The sequence below is a fragment of the Bradyrhizobium sp. Kon37 genome, assembly GCF_055807535.1.
Genome location: NZ_JBVVOY010000038.1, coordinates 20,653 through 39,888 on the forward strand (window position 1 = coordinate 20,653; position 19,236 = coordinate 39,888).

Genomic DNA, 19,236 nt, shown 5'->3' on the forward strand with positions numbered 1-19,236 from the left:
GGCTAGGCCGCGCGAACGGTGACAAGGAAACGGTCGACTTGCTGTTTTAGCCGATTGCTTTCCAGCGACAGGGACTGAGCGGCGGAAAGCACCTGCGTCGAAGCTGAGCCTGTTTCGCTCGCTCCGCGCTGAACGTCGCTGATGTTCGAAGAGACCAACTCAGTGCCCTGCGCGGCCTGCTGAATGTTGCGCGAGATCTCCTGAGTGGCCGCCCCCTGCTCCTCAACGGCGGCGGCGATCGTAGAAGAGACTTCCGAGAGCTGCTCAATAGTCCCGGAAATCGCATTGATTGCATGGACCGACTCCTCAGTCGCGGTCTGAATGCCCGATATCTGCAGACCGATTTCACCTGTGGCCTTGGCGGTTTGCTCAGCCAGTGCCTTGACCTCGGAGGCGACTACCGCAAACCCACGCCCTGCCTCGCCCGCGCGCGCAGCTTCAATGGTGGCGTTAAGAGCCAGCAAGTTGGTCTGGCCGGCAATGGTGTTGATTAGATCAACGACGTCACCGATCCTGGCCGCTGCCTTGGACAACGCGCCGACCTTTTCTGTGGTCGTTCTTGCCTGATCGACCGCCTGGGAAGCCATCCGCGCTGAAGCCTGGACTTGCCGGCTAATCTCGGTGACGGAGGACGACAGCTCCTCGGTTGCCGAAGCGACTGATTGTACATTGGCGGATGCTTCCTCCGAGGCCGAAGCAACGGTGGTTGCGAGGTCCTGCGCGTGTTCGGCCGTTCTCGAGAGCGTTCCTGCGGATGCTTCGAGTTCGGTCGAAGCCGACGATACGGTTTCCACAATCTCGCCAACGGCGGCTTCAAACTCGCCGGCTAGGCGATGCATGTCGGTCTTCCGCTGTTCGGCCTGACGTTTTTCGACCTCGACCTGTTCAGCACGGAGGCGCTCCGCCTCGATCATGTTCGTCTTGAAAACGTCGACCGCGCCGGCCATCTCGCCAATCTCGTCATGACGTCCGATGCCGGGGACCGCCACGGTCATGTCGCCTCTGGCCAGCCGGACCATGGCCTGCACCATGGAGGCAATGGCCTTCGTAACAGAACGAGCGATGGTCAGCGAGAGTGCTGAAACAACGACAATTGCGAGCACCAATGCGATCAGCATCCAACGTTTCACAGCGGCCAGCGTCTCGGCCTCTTGCGCCTGGGCGCCATCATGGCGCTGCCGAACATCCTGTTCGATGGACTCGAAGATAGGCTCGATGTTGGCATATTCCTTCGACATTGCCGAAGCCTCGGCCTTGGCTCGTTGGGCAGCCTCCGCCCATGATGCAAAGTCGTTTCTGTAGCTCTGCAACTTGGCTGCGATATCGGTCTTTACAGCAGTACCCAGATCAGAAGCAGCGACCGTCTTGGCAAACTCGTCGGCGCTCTTCTGGAAGGACTCTACATAGCTCGGGTCTCGGCGGAGCATGAAATCCTTCTCATGCCGTCGCATCATCAGCATGCCGCTCGTGAGCGCCTGGCTGTTGGTATCCTTCAGTCGGGCTTCGATGTCATGCACGGACCCCCGCAACGACCCGCCTAATCCGAGCTTCTCGTTCAAACCGAGCCTGATCTCTGTTTGCTCCAAGGCGGCAAATTGCTTCTGGTATTCAGTGAAACCCTTGGCAAGGCTGTCGACTTTCTCTGAAAGTCCACCAAAGCCGCTCGTTCTGATCATCGTCCCAAGCCGGTCCATCTCTGCCGCGATCGTCGCGCTGACGGCCGCATGGCGTTTCATGGAAGCTTCATCCCGTCGCAGCAGGAAATCCTTCTCCGCCCGGCGAGCATCCAGCATGTCACGCGCAAGCTTCTCATTTAGGCTCGACAGAAGCCGAGCCTCTTCTGCCACTTTACGCGATCCCTCTTGCGATGCCGCGCCAGTCAAGTAGATGCCGCCGAATACCGCGAGCCCGAGCAGGCCGATGAGTCCGATCATCAGGATTTTATGGCTCAAACGAAATGAGAAAAAACCCATGATTGAACCCCAAAAAAAGATCGCGTTAAAATGGCGGAAAAGCGTCTCCTTTGCGTAACTTACGGGTAATGAAAGAATGAACCGTAAAAAGGCTGTCTAGAAAATTAGGAAAGCCGCAGAAGCGCGGGGCGCGGCTGACTTCCGCTGTTGGCCATCTGCGACCTCGGAGGCGATCCGCTCTTGGGCAGATGTTGACGGCGAACCGGACGTCAGATGGCCAGCCGTACACGCCTCAGGTACACGCCGGGCGGCGCTGCCGCACTCGCCTGAGAGCAGGATCAATGCCACACGATGGGCGCCTCGCGGAGCGCATTGACACCGATCCGCCTCAGCCTGTCGGCCGAGGTCTCGCCCTTGCTGGCGGCTTCGAGGATCATGGAGGCCACGTGGGTGCGGGCAGCGGTCTCGTAGCGAGACACGCTCTCGCACACCTCATCGAGAACCGCGCGCAAAAGCGCGGTGGTTTCAGCATCGAACATTGGAGGTGTCTCCCAGCGAAAGCAGCATTCTGCCTGAACCGGCTCAGCCGCGGATTCACGCAAGTTACGGTCCACGAAAATTTCTGCGCGACGACTGGAAAGAATGAGCGTGGCCCCGCCTTTTGGGGGCTGGGGGGCTTGATGGCGGAGCCACGCCGGCCGTGCTATTCGCGCGGGCCCGCCACATCAACGGTATCCGGTCGAGACCGTTCCATGCTCAACAAGACGGCTCGCAGCGGAGACCTAGGGCTCCGGAGGCCGCAACGGGCCATCCGCCCAGTTGCGGGCGGCCGGGTCGCGTACGTCATCGTTGCAATTGGTGCGCACGTACCGCGGCGGCGTTCTGAAGCTTGGTCGGACAATCTTTCATCGGCTTGCCGCACGCCGGGCACGCCTGCCGGAGCGGATGGAGCATTGCCATCTATTTTCCGCCTGCGATGGCACTCTAGTTAAGCCGAAATCGCGAGCTCAAGTTGGCCGATAAAAATTTGGTCGGGTTCACGCACCATTCCGGGCCTTCTTGACTCCGTGACCGCAGAGCACTCAACTCTGGGCAGCGATGTTGAGGGGGCGTGTCATGGAGCAGGAGTTCTACCGAGGTCTGGCCCAAAGGGTCCGGGGTATGGCGGAGAAGGCTGATCCGTTCACCCGGCGTCGTCTGCTGGATCTCGCCAAGCGGTATGACAGCAGAAGCGGTCGGCCCTCGGCATCCGGACCGGCCGAGCGGCCGCTGCCGGGGTCTCTCACGACGACGCCTGCATCGAGCCTCACCGGACCCGGCGAGACCTGACGCCCAAGCCCCGCGTCGTTTTTCATCGTGCGCAGCGTCCACCCGATGAAGCCTAGCGGCCCTCTCGCAGTGCGCGAGAAAGCCGCCGAGAGACGCCTCCCGCTGACCAAGCTTGCTCACCCAACCGGTGCCTCAGGCCTCACCAAGGAGGATTTGATCCCGTAGGCGGGCGCGGCACCGCGTTTTCCCCCTGAACGCGATCGGCGTGGGGAAGGCGCTGCGCGTTGCACCGAACGAGCTACGGCGTAGGGCACTTTTCAGGCAGGTTGTCCTCGGCATTCCCGCCTAGGCGAGCGAGCTCCGACCTCGCGAGCGCGGCGGCGATCCATCTCGGCCGTTCTAGCCCATGGGCTTCGGCGGCAAGCTTCATTGCCGCGATGGACTCATAGGAGGGATCCCATAGGCGCAAATATAGTCGAAGATCGTAAACGATCACGCACCAGGGGACCGTAGCAATCCGGGTGGGCAGCATGCCCGCGCGCTGTCTAACGTCCGGAGATGCCCCGCCCAATCCGCGCCATTCCTTTGACGCGCATCCCGCTAAGAAGTGCGATATGCTTCCCGCTCCTAGCTCGTCGATTGTGATGATTGCCGGGCAGAGCCTGACGCGTAGATGCGAATTGCGCAGGATACGTCCGTTTTCCATTCGAAGTGTCGGATGACGGTCTCGCGGTTGAACGATCCTGCCATGCTAATCAGTTGTAGGGACCCGACCATTTGCTCGACCCGGCCGTAGCGTCCCAAAGGTAGGAGCAAGCGCTCACAATCGATCGTATGGCCGCCGCTGTTGTAGGTCGAAAACACATTGTAGATGGCGCAGCCGCTGGTCACGCATTGTTCGGCGGCCTCTAGACCGAACTCCTTCAACGCTGGTGGCAGAACCTCTTCCATCGATTTCCCGGCCCAGCTCGAATTGAAGACCTCTCCTACGCTGACGCCTTGGTAAAGCGCTCGAAATATGTGCCCCTCTCCCGGGCGCTCAACACTCCAGATGATCAGTTGTTTTGGGTCATGCAGGCGCGGTTCGGGCCTGAACTGATTGAGCGAAGGGAAGGGCTTATCGCCGGCCGTGCGTGCCCAGTACCGGCACATGGCCTGCTGACTGATGGACTTCACATCGGCAAATGAACCGTCCGAGTAGCGCATGGTCCAAAACTACGCGTCACACCGTTAACGAGCTGTAGCCCGAGCAGCCTCTAGTGGGCGACTATATGCCCCACTAGCTGGGCGAAGTTGGCCTACCGGAGGGGCTTTTTTGCAAGAACGCAGTTGGACTATCGCCGCCAGACCATCAGGGGTGCTCGGGAGGCCGTTGCGCCGAGCGAAAAGCGGGGAAGCGCTTGCTCTCCGCAACCGGGTGCGCCCAACCAATTGCGCGGATCAGACGGCCAATTTCGGCACGTATGAGAATCAAGGCTCGTTCCAGAAACACCGGCGCGCGACAGTGCCTGAATTATTTCCACCAACGCACGTCATCTTCCGCCCGTTTCGCGCCGTGAACGTTGCAGTTTGCCCCGTCTTTATGGTCCCTTGACCCATGACAGCGTAGGACTCCTTGGTGGCATCACCCAATCCAAGATTGTCTGCCCCCTGCTTACCAACATCAGCAGACTCTCGATCCACAGCGCCGGCAGTCGCTGCGGGCTTGTCGCGGCCTTCGCACGATCCGTCATTTGAAAGCGTCATACCCGCTCCGCAGGTCTTTGCAACGCACTTACCGCCCGACTCAATCTCCCGGATCGAGCACGTCGGCAAGCAAACTCGACCCGCCTGGCTCTGAATAATGTCCAACAGGTCGGGCCCGGGTTGCTCGTATTTTTTCGCAATCTTCGCAGCCTTCAGGAATTTTTCCGCCGATGGTTTTGCTGTCGTCCATTCTTCGTCGATCGCCCCAGCGTAGCAACCGACGCGCTGCAGTTCCTTTTTGATGTCGCGAACTAGAGCCTCACGCCCGAATTTCGGACGAGCGGAGAGCTCAACTGACGGAGCTGACTTGGCGGGCTGAGCCTCCGACGTTAGCGACTCCAAATGGCCCTTCGCCAAGGTGGCATAGAGACCGTCCGGATATTGAATCAGAAAAGCAGTCCATATCTCTCTGGTCCCGATCTGTTCTGCCAATTGATAGTCTCGCAACATCAAGGCAAGCGAAGTCGATGAAGGTGCAGGTCCCAGCTTTGCTGCGGGTACAAGTGGAATGTCGTCACCGCCCAGCGAGCCGTACACGTAAGGCTCCTGCTTATAGCCGGTGTTCTTGAGAACGTCGTCGCGCACGAACCCAAAAGCTTTGCGCAGATCAAGCCCTGGCGTCGGCAAGCGGTCGACCAGGGCAGTCGAGAATGGACTGTTCTTGGAATCGCCGTCCGAAGCGGTCGAGCCCGCTTTGGCGGCGAAGGCGATCATGGTGTTCGGAGTGGTTAGGTCGATCTTGGCAAGACCGCGGCCGAGGGAACGTGATGCCAACGTACGCTTCATCGACTTGACAAAGGGATTGTCTCGGCACGCGTCGAGTATTACCAAGCGAAGCTGCTTCGCAGGTTCAATGGCGAACAGCACACGGTCCAATGGGAAGGTCTCGTCGAAGACATCGGCATCAGTCTCCAGCGTCGCGTCAGTCGGAACCAAGTAATTGTTGCCGTCCAGCTCGATTCCGTGACCGGCGTAGTAGATCACGGCCACGTCAGCATCTCGCGCCTTTGCGCCAAACTCGCGGAGCGCCTTACGCATCTCGGCAACGCCGAGGTCAAGCTTCGTATCGACCACGTCGAAGCCGGCCTTTGTAAACATGCCTCCGACAAGAGTGGCGTCGTTCACCGGGTTGGCCAGCGGGGGAACGCTCTTATAGGCCGAGTTGCCGATCAAGAGCGCGACCCGGCGTTCGGCGTGAACAAAGCCGCAGGTTAAACACAGCAAGAAGAACAATACCAACCAGCGCAGCACGCCCATGGTCACCTCATGACAAAGCTTCATCATTGCCCAGGAGCAGCAACGGTCACGGTCTCTTCCATGATCGTCGCCACGCTGCCGCCTCGGACCACGATTGCGGTATAGTAGCCGTGTAGCAGTTGGTCGCCGAGCTGGCCTGCCACTCGCCAGCATTGAACACGAAGTTGCCAAGAGACCGCGACACGTTGCGCTCTACTGAGTAGTCGTGTAGGTCCAAATTGACGACATTCTGCAGATTACGGCGGATCGCTTCTCGACCTACGAACATACCGCTCGGCGTCACCCTAATGGCGTCGTCGGTAAACGCTGCAGCCATGGCATCGACATCTTTGCGATTGTATGCCTCGGCAAAATTCTTCTGCAGGTCGGCATATTGATCGGCCGTAGCCTGCTCAGCCGCAGCAACATACCAGGCCGACGCCAACAACAATGCCGCAAGTACGATCGTACGCACCATCGGGTTCGCCTTCGCCAGGACGTGCCGTCAGAACCACTCCCCCGGCATGTACTTGTCGGCAAGAACAATGCTCACAGACATGAGCAAGCCGCCAAAACAGAATAGCGATATCGACAAGAACGTTTCGAAGTCAGCAATCGCCTCGACCGACGCCTTGGGAAAAATACGGGTAGCTAATGCCGTCATTGTTGCCCTCCAATGTGTTCTATCGCAGCTGAGCGAACTCGCGCTCCAGCCCATCACGGCCCGGAAGTTCGGCGCCTATTTTACAGCATCGATCCGCAGCATCTCGTCAAGGCAAGCCTGGTAGTACTCTTCGTAGAGTGCGTTGATGATCGCCCACATGACCTGAGATCCCCTATCCACCTGATAAAAGCTAGGGCCGGTCTGTTTCAGGATCGCTTCGTGGGACCCGCTATATGGTTTCGAGCTGACCGCATCTCGGCCAAGGATTCACTCTCTAGGATTTGTATGTCGAACGCGCCGGGACGGCCGCCGGCGCCCCCCGGGCGGCCTCCGCCGCGCTGGCCCGCCGGCCCCGGCCGACCGGTGATTCCGCGCTCCCGGCGCCGCTCCGCCGCCAGCGGCGCGGAAGCGGCTGCCGGATGCCCTTGATCTGCATCTGCACAAGAGCGGAACAGAGTGGACAACCCAAAGCCTCTGCATTCGGAATCGCTGACCGCTGCTAACCGCCAGGAACGAGCCGGCGGTGCAAAGGATTCCTCCCGGCAGGAGCTATCTCAATGCCGATGACGAAGGAAAGACCGCGGGCCATCCGCACGCTGCGCGGCTGGGCTATCCACGGCCTGCAGCAGGCCGGCGCCATCCACGAATGCGAGGAGCACGGCTGGGCGAAAGACCGCGCCGATCCGCATGCGCGGGAGCACGCGTTGGATATCGCCAGGCAGGAGCCACCAACCGGCTTGTCTCCGGATCAGGCGGTCGCCGAGGAAGTGCTGGATTCCATCGGCGACACCTGCCCGGAATGCACGCCCTAACACTGAGCCCGCGAGCGGACGTAATTTGTCGCGGCGCAACACGCTTGGCTCTCAAAAATTGCGATGAGCCCCGAGTCGTCTTCTTTTATCGGCGGCCCCGATCCCCTTGATCGACGAATTCTACCGGCGTGCCCTTGGAAAGCCGTTCCGCGACGCGCTCGGCGTCCCAGTTCGTGAGACGGACACACCCGTGCGATTCCGACTTGGACACCTTTCCTGGGAACGGCGTGCCGTGAATCCCGTAGCCATCTGCCGAGAGATTGATCCACATCGAACCGACCGGATTGTTCGGGCCCGGCTTGATGACGAACGGCTTGCGCGAACGGACGCCCTTGAAGTGGTAGGCAGGGTTGTAGCGGTAGGTCGGATTGCGATCGATCTCGGTCACCTTCAATGTGCCCGAGGGAGATGGCTTCTCCTCACTGCCGATCGTCGCGGGATAGAATCCAATCAGGGCGTTGGACTTGTCGAACAGTTTCACGGTTTGGCGAGACTTGTCGACTTCGACCTTGGCCGCCTTCTCGGAGCTCTGCTCGACCGCAGTGTCGATCACGACTATTGACTCGCCGGCCCGGTGGAAGTTCCGCCCCGGATTCAACGCGGAGAGCAGGTCCTCGCTCATATGAAACTTTTCGGCCAAACCTTCGCGCGGGCTGGTGTAGGACAGCTTCGGGATGTCCTTCATGTCCTCCATCTTCGCGGGAAGCTTCTTGAGGAACGGTCCTGCGACATCCTGGTCCACGATGGTGTAGTTCATCGTCACGGGCCGCCCGTTCGCCGCGAGCTTCCCCCAAACCTCGGGACTGACGTCGTCGGAGGGCGGCAATTGCTGCGCCTCCTCATAAGCGCGCAGCGCCTTCTTCGCATTCTCTCCGAACCTGCCATCAATCTCGCCGGGGGAGAAGTGCGCCCGATCTAGCACAACCTGCAGCCTGACCCCCGCCGGGGTCGGCTTCTCGCTCGAGAGCGTCTTCTTCGATAGCTCCTCCGTGTCGATCGCCGCAGCCTTCATTTCCTTGCCGAATGCGGAGCTCGTCGCCAGCACTAGGCAAATAAAGATACCTCCGAAAGCCGCGCTCCGACCCGACGCGCGGAGGCGCAAGCCCATCACTTTCGATCCGCAGGCGCCTGAGCGTTTGCCTTGCTGGCGTCAGCCTTGTTTGCTTCGTGGTGACCAATGGCGCAACCAGCGGCGGCGCCAAGCTTCCCGTGTCCCGCCATGTGGCCCGCGACGCCACCGACGATGGCGCCCTTGATGCATCCTTTGGCTTCCGCCGGTGACGCCAAGGAGAGTACGGACAGGCAGGCGATGGCCAAGATCGTTTTCATTGTCGTTCTCCGAGCTGAGGCGCTTCGGAGAATCAAGTCGCATGGAGCATCGCCGTTCCGTTCCGGACGGCGAATGCTCGCCGAATACCGCGTGCGCATGGGCTTGGCTTCCCAGACGCCCCTCGCGCATCGATGAATCACAAAGACCGGCTCGATTGACCGGCTGGACGTGCGTTGGACGCGAAGGGGTTTGTGGGAACGGTCCATAGCTTCGGCCGTTCGCAAACTGGCAGGAGCCGCCGGTGCGAATACTCGTTGTCGAGGACGACCCCCTCATCCGCGAATTCGTGGTGGAGGCTCTGCGGGAGGAGGGCTACCAGGTCATTCACGCGGCCAATGGCGAAGACGCGCTGGCGTGGTGCGGGAGGCGGGTCGCCGACGTGCTCGTCACAGACGTCAGGCTGCCCGGGCGTGTCGACGGATGGCGGATCGCCGAACGTTGGCGCGAGCAGGATCCCGAACTCCCGGTGATCTACGCCACCGGGTTCTCCCCGTCGCGCCGCGTCCGGTATCCGGCAGCCTGGTCCTGCAGAAGCCTATGAACGGGCGGACATCGTCAGAGCCGTGAAAACCATGTGCAGGGGCGCTTCGCCGAATTGACGGCGGAGCCGGCGGCTCCCTTTCGTCCGGAACGCTCGCTCCGGAGGAGCGCCCGCCAGCCCGGCCCGCCCTGCCGCTGGACGTTCGAACGAACGGCGTCGTCGCGGGATCCCGCTCATTTCGCCGGCGGGCGAAGTGGACTGTCGGCCCATTTGAGGGCCGCCGGGTCGTGTAGCGGGTCGTCGTCGCAATTGGTGCAGACATACCGCGGCCTACCCTCCCGAGCTTCGTCGGGCATAGCCTTCATCGGCCTGCCGCACGCCGGGCACGCTTTCCAGACGGGATCGAACACTGGCATCTCTTCTCCCCTGCGCTGGCCAGTCTACGTCCGCCGACATTGCGATCTCAAGACGGTTCGCGGAAAATGCCGCGGCGTCGGTGCGCTTGACTCCATGACCGCACGCCTCTCAACTCTGGACGGTGATGTTGCGGGGTGCGTCATGGAGCAGGAATTCTACGAAGGTCTCGCGCAGGAGGTCCGTGCCATGGCCGACAGGGCCGATCCGTTCACCCGACGCCGTCTGCTGGATCTCGCAAAGCGGTACGACGCAAAGGGCGGCACGGCTCGATCGGGACCGACCGAACGACCGCTGCCGGTCCCGCGCACCACGCCGCCGGCTTCGATCTTCTCTGGACCTGGCGAGACCTGACCTCCCGGCGTTACGTCTCGAGTGTCTTCCTGAAGATCCGATCGCGATGGGAGGTTGTTAATCGCCCAAGGGATGCTGCATGAAGAAACGCAACATCTCTCGCGTCGCGTCCGGACCGCGCGGATCGGTGTAGGACCCGGCGGGACTGCCTCCTGACCAAGCATGGCCGGCGCCGTGGACGCTCCAGTGCTCGCCTCCATCGGTGAGGAGGGTGCGGGTATAGGCGTGCCCCTCGGGCACTCGCCCCCGAAGAATTGTCGTGCTCGGGCTTGCAGCTTCGCCCGGTCGAGCGAGAATCCGGTCAGCATTGCTCGGATGCACCGTATTATCGCGATCGCCATGGAAGACGATGGTCGGCACTGGCAAGCCGGCCGTCCCGATCGCTCCGGCGCTGCCCTGCCGCATAGCGGCCAATGCGGACGGAAGGTCGCTGGCAGCCCCGCAGGCGAGGCCAGAATGGACGCCGACGGCGGCATACAGATCGGGGTATGTCGCCCCCATGATGGCAGCGGCGGCCCCGCCGGCGGACAGGCCTGCGACGTAGACGCGCTCGGGATCGATATCATGATCCCGCATGATCTTGCGGGTGATGCCCGCGATCAGCGAAGGCTCGCCGCTATCCCGCTGCTGGTCGCCCGTGCGAAACCAGTTCCAGCATTTCGCCTGGTTGGCTCGGCGTGGCTGCTCCGGATAGACCACGAAGCAATTCCGCTCGTCCGCCAAAAAATTCATCCGGGTGCCGGCGGCGAAATCATCCGGAGACTGTGTGCAGCCGTGAAGCATGACGATGAGGGGACGCGGTGCCCCATCAGCGCGGCTCGGGATGAACAGCTTGTAGGTCCGGCTTCCCGCTGCGTTGCTGAAGCTGGCGGCGACGAACCGTGTGCCGTCCGGGGCGACATCGGCCATGGACGGTGCAGCGCGTCCCACCGGACCTGGCAAGCTGAATCCGGAAAGATCTTCCATGCCGCCGAATGGCGTGTTGCATTTGCGTCGTTTGACAGACGTCGCCTGTGTGGACCGGCTGCTCTCCCTTTCCTCGACGACGCTGGCCTGCAGATCGAGTGTCGGCGGCTCGAGCCTCATCGGCTCGACGCGCACAGCATCGCCCCTTGTCGCTGCGGGAGCGCCATCGCCGCGCAGCATTCGCTGCAGGAGGGCAGTGGCCTCGACCAGTTGGCCGGCACGCGTGAGGCGGGTCGCTTCGCGAACCATATCTGGATTCAGCATCGTTTCACCTCGTTCTGTCGGCGAGAGCGGCCTTGACCGCGGGCGTGGCATGAAGGGATCCGAGCACCGAGACCGAGGCAATCGTGGCGCGGGCAAGCTCGGGCGTAACGTCGTGGTCGATGGTCGCCAGACCGAGAACGTTGATGTGCAGCATCTCGCCGGCGCGCCGCGCCCTTTCCAGATCGACGCGGGCATACTTCCGTAGCCCCAGGTCCAGACTCTTCCGGGCCGTCGACTGTTTGACCACATCCGCGTGTCGCTCGAGCTGGTTGCGAATGGCCGTCCGGATGAAGTCGGTCCGATTGGAGTAGAACCCTTCCTGCACCATGAGATCGACTTGGCCGAGGTCGACATAGCCGAGGTTGATCGTGATCTTCTCGGTATCAGGGCCCCGGGGTCGCAGTTCGCGTACGTTGTCGGTCATGGAACTATCCATTTTTACCATCCTTACGGATGGTACACGGATGGTAGATGGGGGCTTGTCGTACCTTTTCAAGACCGGCGATAACCCCCTAGCCGCCGCTGCGGGCTTCGAATCGGATGCGGCCGCAGTGGACTTCGTCAGTCCGTCCTCGGCTCCTGCTCATCCGTCGAACTGATTGCGGGCGCGGTCACTTTTGATTCGCCGAGCTGCTGCGCCGCGGGCTTGAAATCGCTGTTCTGCCGGCGGCGGCATGCTACGTTTCGAGGCGGCATTCGCTGCCATCTCATTTGACAGGACTTGGCCAATGACCATCGCACCGGGGAAGGAGTCGATATCGGCTCCCTGCCCTGCCACCGAGGTCACCAGACAGGAGCTGCCGTACCGGCTGCGACAGCAGTCGCTGCTGGGCGAGTTCGGCCGCTCCGCCATGCAGACCCGCGACATCGGACAAATCCTGCAGCGCGCGACCGAGCTCTGCGCCGAGGGCCTCGAAACACCATTTGCCAAGGTGCTGGAGTACATGCCCGAGGACAAGCGGCTGCTGGTGCGGGCCGGCGTCGGCTGGGCGCCGGGCACGATCGGCGAAGTGTCGCTCGGGATCGATATGGAATCCCCGGCAGGCTACGCCTTCCATACTGGCCAAATGGTACTTTCCAATCATTTGCAGGAGGAAACGCGATTCCGGACGCCGAAGCTGCTGTCGGATCACGGGATCAAACGAGCGATCAACGTCCTGATTGCAAGGGGCGGCGAAGGCCATCTGCCCTTCGGCGTGCTCGAGGCCGATAGCCCGGATCCCGGACAGTTCGATCGCGCGGACGCCGATTTCCTGGCCGGCTTCGCGGGGTTGCTCGGCATCGCCATAGAGCGGCAACATGCCGACGCCGAGCTCAAGGAAGCGCTCGACTACCAGGCCATGCTGACGCGCGAAATGAGCCACCGCGTCAAGAACAGCCTGGCGTCGGTCGTCGGCCTGCTCCGCGTGCAGGGTCGCAACGCGGAGTCGGAAGACGTCCGGAATGCGCTGAAGGACGCAGCTTCCCGCATCACCACGATCGCCCAGGTCCACGACCATTTATGGCGCAGCACGCGAATCGGGTTTGTCGACATCGCGGACTTCGCGGGCGAGCTTTGCCGGAAGCTGCAAGAAACCATGGCGCACAAGGTAAGCTGTGCTTTCGATCCTCTGATGATCTCAGCCGACAAGGCCATTCCGCTGGGTCTTCTGATCAACGAGATCGTGACGAACTCCGCCAAGCATGCTTACCCGGACGGATCCGGCGATATCCGCGTTTCGGGCGCACGGCACGGCACCGACTTGCGGGTGGAAATATCAGATCAGGGTGTCGGTCTGCCGAAAGAGTTCGATATCGACCAGCCGCGGGCGAGTCTGGGCTTCAAGGTGATCAAAAGCCTGCTCGCCCAACTTGCGGGACGCATTGCAGTAACCTCCAACTCGCCAAAAGGCGTCATGGTCCAGCTTGCAGTGCCCTTGGATGACAAAACGGGTTGAGCCGCAGCATCGCCCTGATCGTGCGCGCTCGAAACACGGCCCAAACGTACCGACATCCCCGAAAAGGCCGTGAATCTCCCGTTTGTCAGATACCTCATGGCGGGCGCCGCCGCTATTGTAGGACCAGGCTAGTCGCTACGCTGACCTCGAGAAGAGATGTTTCAAAACGCATCGGATCTGGCCGCCATGGCCGAGGCCATGAGCCAGTCGACGGACTACCGGGTGCTGCGGCGTCTCGTGCCGCAGCCGACGTCCATGGCGGCCCTGGGATACGAGACCCGGACCGGCATCCTGCTGGACACCGAGACGACCGGCTTCGATCACCGCAAGGACGAGATCATTGAGCTCGGCATGGTCAAGTTCGATTACTTACCGGACGGCAGGATCGTCGGCGTTAGGGACACGTTCGCCGCCTTCAATGTGCCGTCCCCGCCAATACCGCCGAGGTCACCGCGATCACCGGCATCACCGACGAGGTGGTCGGCGGCCAACGGTTCGACGATGCTGCCGTCTCGGCCGTCTTGGACGACGCCGTCATAACGATCGCGCACAATAGCGGCTTCGACCGGAAGTTCGCCGAACGTACTGGCCGACCTTCGAGCAGAAGGCCTGGGGCTGCAGCGCGACCGAGATCGACTGGCGAAAGCATGGCTTCGCGGGCGCGCAACTCGGCTACCTGTTGAACGGGTTGGTTATTTCCACCAGACGCACCAGGCGGTCGACCACTGCCACGCACTGCTGGAGCTACTAGATCTCACGCTGCCGACGACCGGCGCGTCTGCGCTCGCGCTCCTGCTGGAGACAGCCCGCAAGCCGACGGTGCGCATCTGGGCCGAGCAGTCGCCGTTCGAGCTCAAGGATGCACTGAAGAAGCGCGGGTACCGATGGAACGACGGCAGCGACGGTCGGCCGAAGTCCTGGCAAGTCGACGTCTGCGACCGCGCTGGAGGACGAGCTCGCATTCCCGAAGGCGAAGATCTACTTGCGCGACGTCGAGGGCGCCTGCAGACGCTTACGGCATTCACACGTTTTTCAAACCGTGTCTGACGAGCCTGTTTAACCGTTCCTCTCAGCGCGCGAGGCGCTTCTCGACGCGCTTGCGGCTATTGCCGACCTTCTTCACGGCCTTCTTCACCGCCGACGCCGAGCGGCCAGTCTTCTTGGCTTCGTATTGCACTTCGTAGTCCTGCCCTTTAGCCACGCGTGCGCGGTCCTGTTTGCGTCCACGTGCGCTCTTCTTCTTCGCGGCCATCTGCTCCTCCTTCTGCGAATCTGATGGTGGTGCAACGCTGCAAGGATTCGAGGGGTTCCTTCAAAGACTCTTTGCGGGCCCTAGCCGAAACAGGCGGCGATCAGATCGCGATGGTGCGGCAACTCGGGTTCATCTTCGAGAGGCGAGATGGATGGCACGGTCTAGACTGACTAGTCGTCAGTGGGCGCTTGGGTGCTCATGCACGATGGGAGCCCATCCGTCGAGCAACAGGCCGTCCCAAGCCACGACCCCAACGGCCCCTTGTCGCCACGTACTCGCGAAACGTCGATGCCCATTGAGAATTCTATTCGAAGATCTGGTCATTGACCTGGTCGTGGACGCGACAGGGCGTATCGGGATTGAACGTATCCATCGAGTTCATGCAGCATGTTCAGGGTCGACGTCCTTCGGCGTCTTCTTCTCTCACTGAGGCGTCATCTTCGCCGGACTTTCCTTTCCGGGGAGACCGCGGGGACCGAGCTCGTCGCGCTGGATGTCATCTTCGGCGCGCTTCGGGCTCAACGCCATTCATCGGTTGGTCAGGCATCATTCCATCCTTGCCTTGTCCTTCAGGTCGCGGATCCGGATCTCGGCCCCGTTCTTCGAGGGCACGATCTCGGATTCATCGGGCACCCGCGCTATCGCGCTGAGCCTTCTGAGTTCGCCAAGTTGTTCTGCGGTGGGCTTTTCATTTTCGATTCCTCGACCGCCTGCACGACGGCTTCGTCGTCGAGCACGTCAAGCAGCTGATTTATGGTTTGCAACTCGAACGCGAAGTAGATCAGGCGGTCCTGGTCGCCCCTGCCTAGGTCCGCCTGCAACTCGGAGGAATTCGTACGTCCCTCATTCATGACCAAAACCTCGCTGTCGACGGGCCTGTCCTTCGATATCGAAGGCGGCGGCAATCCTTGAGAACTTGCTGATCCAATTGTAGCGGTTGCGCGTGTGTGCTCGCCGGTCATCCCCGTCGATGCGAAGCTAGATGCGGTAGCCATCGTAGTTGATTTCGTGAATCCACTGCGCTCCCGAAGGCGCCTTCACCTTTAGGGTGGCCAATTGGAGGCTGATGAACCCCGGCATCTGAGCGGCTTCCGGCTTCGCGGCCGCTGTCTGGGTACGCCTCGCCACGCTACGCAACTCACAAAAAAGCCCACCGCCGGGGTTTTTGCCGACGGCGGGCTACCTACCTCACTCAGTCTGTAACCTCGAGAGCGTGGGGTGTTCCGACTAGGGTCCTTTCTCCGCCTCTCGGCGTGGACCCCCAAGGTTCCTAAAGAGACGCACCCAGCACGCCTTCCTGACCGATGCCGACCGAACCATACGCAATTGTCCGCGTTTACCGTCATCATGTCGGACGCTTTTGATTACTTCCGCGCCTACGCCGTCCGGGCTCTTTGCAAGCCCCGATCGATGCCGCGGGGCAGGATGAAGCATCTGCAACGGGTGGCGGGCCGAATGTACAATCTCGTCAAGAAGGAGGCCGCTTACAGCCCGGACGTACAGCACCTTGAGGACTTCCCGGCAGCGCAGAGACTTGAGGCATCTCTCGATCGCCGGCGCGACGACCGACCCTTTGCTCCGGTGAGGCCGGGCGCGGAACAGGAGGCTCGTTGAGTGGCTTCCGTCGAGGTTCGCACCGTAGCAAGTCTCCTGCGAGAATACGCGCAGCGGACCGCATTGCGTGGCGGCAATCCTTATAGGGCGAAAGCCTATGCTCGGGCCGCCGACAGCCTGGCAGCCCTCGCAGTCCCTCTCGACGTGCTCATCGCCGAAGACCGGCTCACCGAGATTCCCGGCGTCGGCGATGCGATCGCCGACATCATCGCCAAGCTTCACAAGACGGGCTCTCATCCGAGCCTTGAGAAGCTGCGGAAGGAGATCCCGGAGGGCGTGCTCGAGATGCTCGCCGTTCCCGGCCTCCGCCCCGAGAAGGTGCTGCGGCTCTACAGGGATCTCGGCATCACTTCGCTCGCCGAGTTGGAGGCCGCCGCCAAGGACGACCGCATCAAGAAGGCCAAAGGCCTCGGCGCGGCGCTGCAGACCAAGATCCTGCAGAACCTGGCCATCGCGAAAAGCGGAGAAGGTCGCCTCCATCTGCACCGTGCCGCCGCCCTGCTCGCGCACGCCAAGGATGCGCTGCGGATGGTTCGGCCGGAGCTTAAACGCGTGACGATCGCAGGCGACTTCCGCCGCGGCTGCGAACTCGTCGGCGACCTCACGATCGTCGCGGAGGCTGCCAAGATCGAGAAGGCAGCGAATGCTTCGGCGGCGGAAGGACTGCAGATCCGCCTGTCCGACCGCAAGCACTTCGGCGCCGCCCTTCTTTTCGGCACCGGTTCAGCCGCTCACATCAAGAGGCTCCAGGCGTTGGCGGCGGAGAAAGGAATGCGGCTGGACACGGACGGCTTGCACAAGGGTCGCACCCTGATCGCCGGCGACGAAACCCAGATCTATAGCGCCCTCGACCTGCCGTTCATCGATCCGGAGCTCCGGGAGGGCCGCGGCGAAATCGAGCTGGCCCTGAAGGGCAAGTTGCCCCAGCTAATCACCGACGAGGATCTGCGCGGTATCCTTCACTGCCACACCGATGCCTCCGACGGCACCGAGACCCTGGAGACGATGGCCAAGGCGACGCGCCAGCGTGGTTTCGAGTATTTCGGGGTCGCCGATCACTCCAAGTCCGCGCACTATGCGGGCGGTCTCTCGGAGGACGAGATCGCGCAGCAGCACCGGGACGCCGACCGGTTGAACAAGCGCTTCGGCAAGGATTTCCGAATCCTCAAAGGCATCGAGTCCGACATTCTGGCCGACGGCTCGCTGGACTATGCGGAGGACGTGCTGCAGCGCTTCGACTTCGTGGTCGCCAGCATCCACGGCCGCTTCAAACTCGACCGCAAGGCGCAGACGCAGCGGCTGCTGCGCGCCATCTCCGATCCCCACACCACCATCATCGGCCACATGACCGGGCGCCAGCTCCAGAGGCGGCCAGGCTACGAAATCGATGTCGACAAGGTGCTGCGCGCCTGTGCCAAGCATGACGTCGTGGTGGAGATCAACGCCCATCCATGGCGCCTCGACCTGGATTGGCGCTGGCACCAGGCCGCCCTTGAGTTCGGCTGCTTGATGAGCATCAATCCGGACGCGCACTCGATCCCCGAGCTCGACCACATGCACTGGGGCGTCGAGATGGCTCGGAAGGGCGGTGTCCCCGCCGACCGGGTCCTGAACGCGATGGCTCTTCCGGAGATCACGCGCTACCTCCGCCAGAAGCGGCGCTCGTTCGCCCGGGCGGCCTGATGCAGCAAGGGCACGGCTTCTCGCTGGAGGGCACCGCGGTCGCAGTTGCCGCCGATCGCGATCACCACTTCAGCAAACCGCCGCAGGACCGGATCATGCTGGTGGAAGGCCATGGCGTCGAAGGCGACGCCCACGCCGGCGCGTTCGTCAAGCACCGGTATCTCGCCCGCCGGCAGCCGCGCCTACCCAATCTCCGGCATCCCTTTCGGATGCCGGCTTCACGGTCGCAGCGGGGGACCTGGGCGAGAATATCACCACTGCCGGTCTGGACCTTGAGAGGATGCCTCTCCGGACGCTCATCGAGCTTGGACCAACGGCGATCGTGGAGATGACCGGCCTCCGGACGCCTTGCGTTCTGATCGACCGCTTCCAGCCCGGCCTTAAGCAACAGGTGCTCTCGTCGGCGGAAACGGGCCCTCCGTTCAAATCTGGGGTGCTGGGCGTGGTACGGGCCGGCGGGATGGTCGCGGCTGGTGCGCGGGCTCGCCCTCCGTCCTCCTCGTTTCGGCCTCTGCCGGCCGTGTAGAAAGAGCCTACATGGCCCGCAAATCGACCCTGCCTTATCGCCTGCAGCCCATGTTGGCCACGCTCACGGATGCGCCGTTCGACGATCCCGATTGGGTTTTCGAGGACAAATTCGATGGTTTCCGCATGGTCGCGGAAATCCGGCGTGGTCGGGTCGCGCTCTACAGCCGCAACGGGAAGATCATCAGCCACTCCTATGTCGAGGTCGCGAAAGCACTTGAGGGAGTGAAGGCGGACGCCGTGATCGATGGCGAGCTCGTTGCGATCGGGAAGGACGGCGTATCCCATTTCCAGTTGCTTCAAAACGCCCTGCGTCACGAGGCCAAGCTTTTGTACTGCGCGTTCGACCTCATGTTCGCAGCGGGCGAGGACCTGCGCGCGCTGCCGCTTCTCGAGCGCAAGAAGCGGCTCAAGGCCCTCCTGCCGCGCCACAAGCTGATCGCGTTCAGCAACCACCGCAAAGGCAGCGGCACAAAGTTCTTTGCACAAGCCGAGCTGAGACATCTCGAAGGCATCATGGCCAAGCGCGCCGACAGCCCGTACGCGTCCGGACGCCGGACCGCCGATTGGCTGAAGGTGAAGACCGCGCAGCGTCAGGAGGTAGTGATCGCCGGCTTCACCGCGCCGAGGCGAACCCGGCCCTTCTTTGGCGCCCTCGTGCTGGCGGTACGCGACGCCGATGCATGGCGGTACATTGGCCACGTCGGCACCGGCTTCAGCCACCAAGTTCTCGAAGAGCTTCACCGCAAGCTCGTGAGGCTGAAGACAGCCAAGTC

At 62.0% G+C, this 19,236-nt stretch carries 22 protein-coding genes; 9 read left to right on the forward strand and 13 right to left on the reverse strand.

The window, feature by feature from the left end; all coding sequences use genetic code 11:
• Positions 1 to 2: 2 nt before the first annotated feature.
• Positions 3 to 1,973 (reverse strand): methyl-accepting chemotaxis protein, encoded by a 1,971-nt coding sequence (locus AC0L3J_RS35150; RefSeq protein WP_473350125.1) that lies wholly within the window; start codon positions 1,971 to 1,973, stop codon positions 3 to 5.
• A 278-nt stretch (positions 1,974 to 2,251) separates the two neighbouring features.
• Positions 2,252 to 2,452, reverse strand: coding sequence for a hypothetical protein (locus AC0L3J_RS35155; protein ID WP_473350126.1), 201 nt, complete (start codon positions 2,450 to 2,452; stop codon positions 2,252 to 2,254).
• Between the two features lie 577 nt (positions 2,453 to 3,029).
• Here AC0L3J_RS35155 and AC0L3J_RS35160 point away from each other — a divergent pair.
• Positions 3,030 to 3,242 carry a hypothetical protein gene (locus AC0L3J_RS35160; protein ID WP_473350127.1) on the forward strand — a complete coding sequence of 71 codons (213 nt, stop codon included), beginning with the start codon at positions 3,030 to 3,032 and terminating at the stop codon, positions 3,240 to 3,242.
• A 567-nt stretch (positions 3,243 to 3,809) separates the two neighbouring features.
• Here AC0L3J_RS35160 and AC0L3J_RS35165 read toward each other — a convergent pair.
• The 4 genes from AC0L3J_RS35165 to AC0L3J_RS35180 form a co-directional block, all read right to left on the reverse strand.
• Entirely contained in the window at positions 3,810 to 4,388 is a 579-nt protein-coding gene (locus AC0L3J_RS35165) for a PAS domain-containing protein (protein WP_473350128.1), read from the reverse strand.
• 264 nt (positions 4,389 to 4,652) lie between these two features.
• Complete coding sequence (locus tag AC0L3J_RS35170; protein ID WP_473350129.1) at positions 4,653 to 6,185, reverse strand: caspase family protein; 1,533 nt, start codon at positions 6,183 to 6,185, stop codon at positions 4,653 to 4,655.
• Positions 6,186 to 6,231: 46 nt separating this feature from the next.
• Positions 6,232 to 6,642, reverse strand: coding sequence for a YybH family protein (locus AC0L3J_RS35175; RefSeq protein ID WP_473350130.1), 411 nt, complete (start codon positions 6,640 to 6,642; stop codon positions 6,232 to 6,234).
• 27 nt (positions 6,643 to 6,669) lie between these two features.
• Positions 6,670 to 6,828 carry a hypothetical protein gene (locus tag AC0L3J_RS35180; RefSeq protein WP_473350131.1) on the reverse strand — a complete coding sequence of 53 codons (159 nt, stop codon included), beginning with the start codon at positions 6,826 to 6,828 and terminating at the stop codon, positions 6,670 to 6,672.
• A 557-nt stretch (positions 6,829 to 7,385) separates the two neighbouring features.
• Between AC0L3J_RS35180 and AC0L3J_RS35185 the strand changes: the two genes are divergently transcribed.
• The gene (locus AC0L3J_RS35185; protein WP_473350132.1) at positions 7,386 to 7,640 is read left to right on the forward strand and encodes a hypothetical protein; all 255 of its coding nucleotides are present in this window, start codon (positions 7,386 to 7,388) and stop codon (positions 7,638 to 7,640) included.
• 85 nt (positions 7,641 to 7,725) lie between these two features.
• Here AC0L3J_RS35185 and AC0L3J_RS35190 read toward each other — a convergent pair whose 3' ends face one another.
• The gene (locus AC0L3J_RS35190) at positions 7,726 to 8,652 is read right to left on the reverse strand and encodes a L,D-transpeptidase family protein (RefSeq protein ID WP_473350133.1); all 927 of its coding nucleotides are present in this window, start codon (positions 8,650 to 8,652) and stop codon (positions 7,726 to 7,728) included.
• A gap of 95 nt (positions 8,653 to 8,747) precedes the next feature.
• Positions 8,748 to 8,969, reverse strand: coding sequence for a hypothetical protein (locus tag AC0L3J_RS35195; RefSeq protein ID WP_473350134.1), 222 nt, complete (start codon positions 8,967 to 8,969; stop codon positions 8,748 to 8,750).
• Positions 8,970 to 9,211: 242 nt separating this feature from the next.
• Here AC0L3J_RS35195 and AC0L3J_RS35200 point away from each other — a divergent pair, with 242 nt between their 5' ends.
• Positions 9,212 to 9,511: a response regulator gene (locus AC0L3J_RS35200; protein WP_473350135.1), complete on the forward strand. Its 300-nt coding sequence runs from the start codon at positions 9,212 to 9,214 to the stop codon at positions 9,509 to 9,511.
• 498 nt (positions 9,512 to 10,009) lie between these two features.
• Entirely contained in the window at positions 10,010 to 10,219 is a 210-nt protein-coding gene (locus AC0L3J_RS35205; protein ID WP_473350136.1) for a hypothetical protein, read from the forward strand.
• A 57-nt stretch (positions 10,220 to 10,276) separates the two neighbouring features.
• On the opposite strand, the gene AC0L3J_RS35210 is transcribed toward AC0L3J_RS35205, so the two are convergent.
• Positions 10,277 to 11,449: an extracellular catalytic domain type 1 short-chain-length polyhydroxyalkanoate depolymerase gene (locus AC0L3J_RS35210; RefSeq protein ID WP_473350137.1), complete on the reverse strand. Its 1,173-nt coding sequence runs from the start codon at positions 11,447 to 11,449 to the stop codon at positions 10,277 to 10,279.
• 4 nt (positions 11,450 to 11,453) lie between these two features.
• Positions 11,454 to 11,873, reverse strand: a complete 420-nt coding sequence (locus AC0L3J_RS35215; RefSeq protein WP_473350138.1) for a CopG family transcriptional regulator — start codon at positions 11,871 to 11,873, stop codon at positions 11,454 to 11,456.
• A gap of 304 nt (positions 11,874 to 12,177) precedes the next feature.
• Here AC0L3J_RS35215 and AC0L3J_RS35220 point away from each other — a divergent pair, with 304 nt between their 5' ends.
• Together AC0L3J_RS35220 and AC0L3J_RS35225 are read left to right on the forward strand one after the other, a co-directional pair.
• Positions 12,178 to 13,386 (forward strand): sensor histidine kinase, encoded by a 1,209-nt coding sequence (locus AC0L3J_RS35220; RefSeq protein WP_473350139.1) that lies wholly within the window; start codon positions 12,178 to 12,180, stop codon positions 13,384 to 13,386.
• Positions 13,387 to 13,572: 186 nt separating this feature from the next.
• A complete protein-coding gene (locus AC0L3J_RS35225) occupies positions 13,573 to 13,926 on the forward strand; it encodes an exonuclease domain-containing protein (protein WP_473350140.1) in 354 nt (117 codons plus the stop codon).
• Positions 13,927 to 14,455: 529 nt separating this feature from the next.
• On the opposite strand, the gene AC0L3J_RS35230 is transcribed toward AC0L3J_RS35225, so the two are convergent.
• Both AC0L3J_RS35230 and AC0L3J_RS35235 read right to left on the reverse strand, forming a co-directional pair.
• Positions 14,456 to 14,638 (reverse strand): DUF3606 domain-containing protein, encoded by a 183-nt coding sequence (locus AC0L3J_RS35230; RefSeq protein WP_456769007.1) that lies wholly within the window; start codon positions 14,636 to 14,638, stop codon positions 14,456 to 14,458.
• 638 nt (positions 14,639 to 15,276) lie between these two features.
• The gene (locus AC0L3J_RS35235; RefSeq protein ID WP_456769006.1) at positions 15,277 to 15,489 is read right to left on the reverse strand and encodes a hypothetical protein; all 213 of its coding nucleotides are present in this window, start codon (positions 15,487 to 15,489) and stop codon (positions 15,277 to 15,279) included.
• Positions 15,490 to 16,252: 763 nt separating this feature from the next.
• Here AC0L3J_RS35235 and AC0L3J_RS35240 point away from each other — a divergent pair.
• Complete coding sequence (locus AC0L3J_RS35240) at positions 16,253 to 17,935, forward strand: helix-hairpin-helix domain-containing protein (protein WP_456769005.1); 1,683 nt, start codon at positions 16,253 to 16,255, stop codon at positions 17,933 to 17,935.
• Here AC0L3J_RS35240 and AC0L3J_RS35245 read toward each other — a convergent pair.
• Entirely contained in the window at positions 17,893 to 18,090 is a 198-nt protein-coding gene (locus tag AC0L3J_RS35245; protein WP_456769004.1) for a hypothetical protein, read from the reverse strand. The genes AC0L3J_RS35240 and AC0L3J_RS35245 overlap by 43 nt on opposite strands.
• Positions 18,091 to 18,215: 125 nt before the next feature.
• On the opposite strand from AC0L3J_RS35245, the gene AC0L3J_RS35250 reads away from it, so the two are divergent.
• A complete protein-coding gene (locus AC0L3J_RS35250; protein WP_456769003.1) occupies positions 18,216 to 18,461 on the forward strand; it encodes a hypothetical protein in 246 nt (81 codons plus the stop codon).
• An 11-nt stretch (positions 18,462 to 18,472) separates the two neighbouring features.
• A partial coding sequence (gene ligD, locus AC0L3J_RS35255) for a non-homologous end-joining DNA ligase (protein WP_473350141.1) occupies positions 18,473 to 19,236 on the forward strand: 764 nt, incomplete at its 3' end.

What these genes read in the sequence shown, in the direction of transcription:
- AC0L3J_RS35225 (WP_473350140.1), top strand. Translation starts at nt 13,573, where the DNA reads ATGGCCGAGGCCATGAGCCAGTCGACGGACTACCGGGTGCTGCGGCGT.
- AC0L3J_RS35205 (WP_473350136.1), top strand. Translation starts at nt 10,010, where the DNA reads ATGGAGCAGGAATTCTACGAAGGTCTCGCGCAGGAGGTCCGTGCCATG.
- AC0L3J_RS35190 (WP_473350133.1), bottom strand. Translation starts at nt 8,652, where the DNA reads ATGAAGGCTGCGGCGATCGACACGGAGGAGCTATCGAAGAAGACGCTC.
- AC0L3J_RS35150 (WP_473350125.1), bottom strand. Translation starts at nt 1,973, where the DNA reads ATGGGTTTTTTCTCATTTCGTTTGAGCCATAAAATCCTGATGATCGGA.
- AC0L3J_RS35220 (WP_473350139.1), top strand. Translation starts at nt 12,178, where the DNA reads ATGACCATCGCACCGGGGAAGGAGTCGATATCGGCTCCCTGCCCTGCC.
- AC0L3J_RS35235 (WP_456769006.1), bottom strand. Translation starts at nt 15,489, where the DNA reads ATGAATGAGGGACGTACGAATTCCTCCGAGTTGCAGGCGGACCTAGGC.
- AC0L3J_RS35185 (WP_473350132.1), top strand. Translation starts at nt 7,386, where the DNA reads ATGCCGATGACGAAGGAAAGACCGCGGGCCATCCGCACGCTGCGCGGC.
- AC0L3J_RS35170 (WP_473350129.1), bottom strand. Translation starts at nt 6,185, where the DNA reads ATGGGCGTGCTGCGCTGGTTGGTATTGTTCTTCTTGCTGTGTTTAACC.
- AC0L3J_RS35155 (WP_473350126.1), bottom strand. Translation starts at nt 2,452, where the DNA reads ATGTTCGATGCTGAAACCACCGCGCTTTTGCGCGCGGTTCTCGATGAG.
- AC0L3J_RS35160 (WP_473350127.1), top strand. Translation starts at nt 3,030, where the DNA reads ATGGAGCAGGAGTTCTACCGAGGTCTGGCCCAAAGGGTCCGGGGTATG.
- AC0L3J_RS35215 (WP_473350138.1), bottom strand. Translation starts at nt 11,873, where the DNA reads ATGACCGACAACGTACGCGAACTGCGACCCCGGGGCCCTGATACCGAG.
- AC0L3J_RS35230 (WP_456769007.1), bottom strand. Translation starts at nt 14,638, where the DNA reads ATGGCCGCGAAGAAGAAGAGCGCACGTGGACGCAAACAGGACCGCGCA.
- AC0L3J_RS35165 (WP_473350128.1), bottom strand. Translation starts at nt 4,388, where the DNA reads ATGCGCTACTCGGACGGTTCATTTGCCGATGTGAAGTCCATCAGTCAG.
- AC0L3J_RS35195 (WP_473350134.1), bottom strand. Translation starts at nt 8,969, where the DNA reads ATGAAAACGATCTTGGCCATCGCCTGCCTGTCCGTACTCTCCTTGGCG.
- AC0L3J_RS35180 (WP_473350131.1), bottom strand. Translation starts at nt 6,828, where the DNA reads ATGACGGCATTAGCTACCCGTATTTTTCCCAAGGCGTCGGTCGAGGCG.
- AC0L3J_RS35250 (WP_456769003.1), top strand. Translation starts at nt 18,216, where the DNA reads ATGCCTCTCCGGACGCTCATCGAGCTTGGACCAACGGCGATCGTGGAG.
- AC0L3J_RS35175 (WP_473350130.1), bottom strand. Translation starts at nt 6,642, where the DNA reads ATGGTGCGTACGATCGTACTTGCGGCATTGTTGTTGGCGTCGGCCTGG.
- AC0L3J_RS35210 (WP_473350137.1), bottom strand. Translation starts at nt 11,449, where the DNA reads ATGCTGAATCCAGATATGGTTCGCGAAGCGACCCGCCTCACGCGTGCC.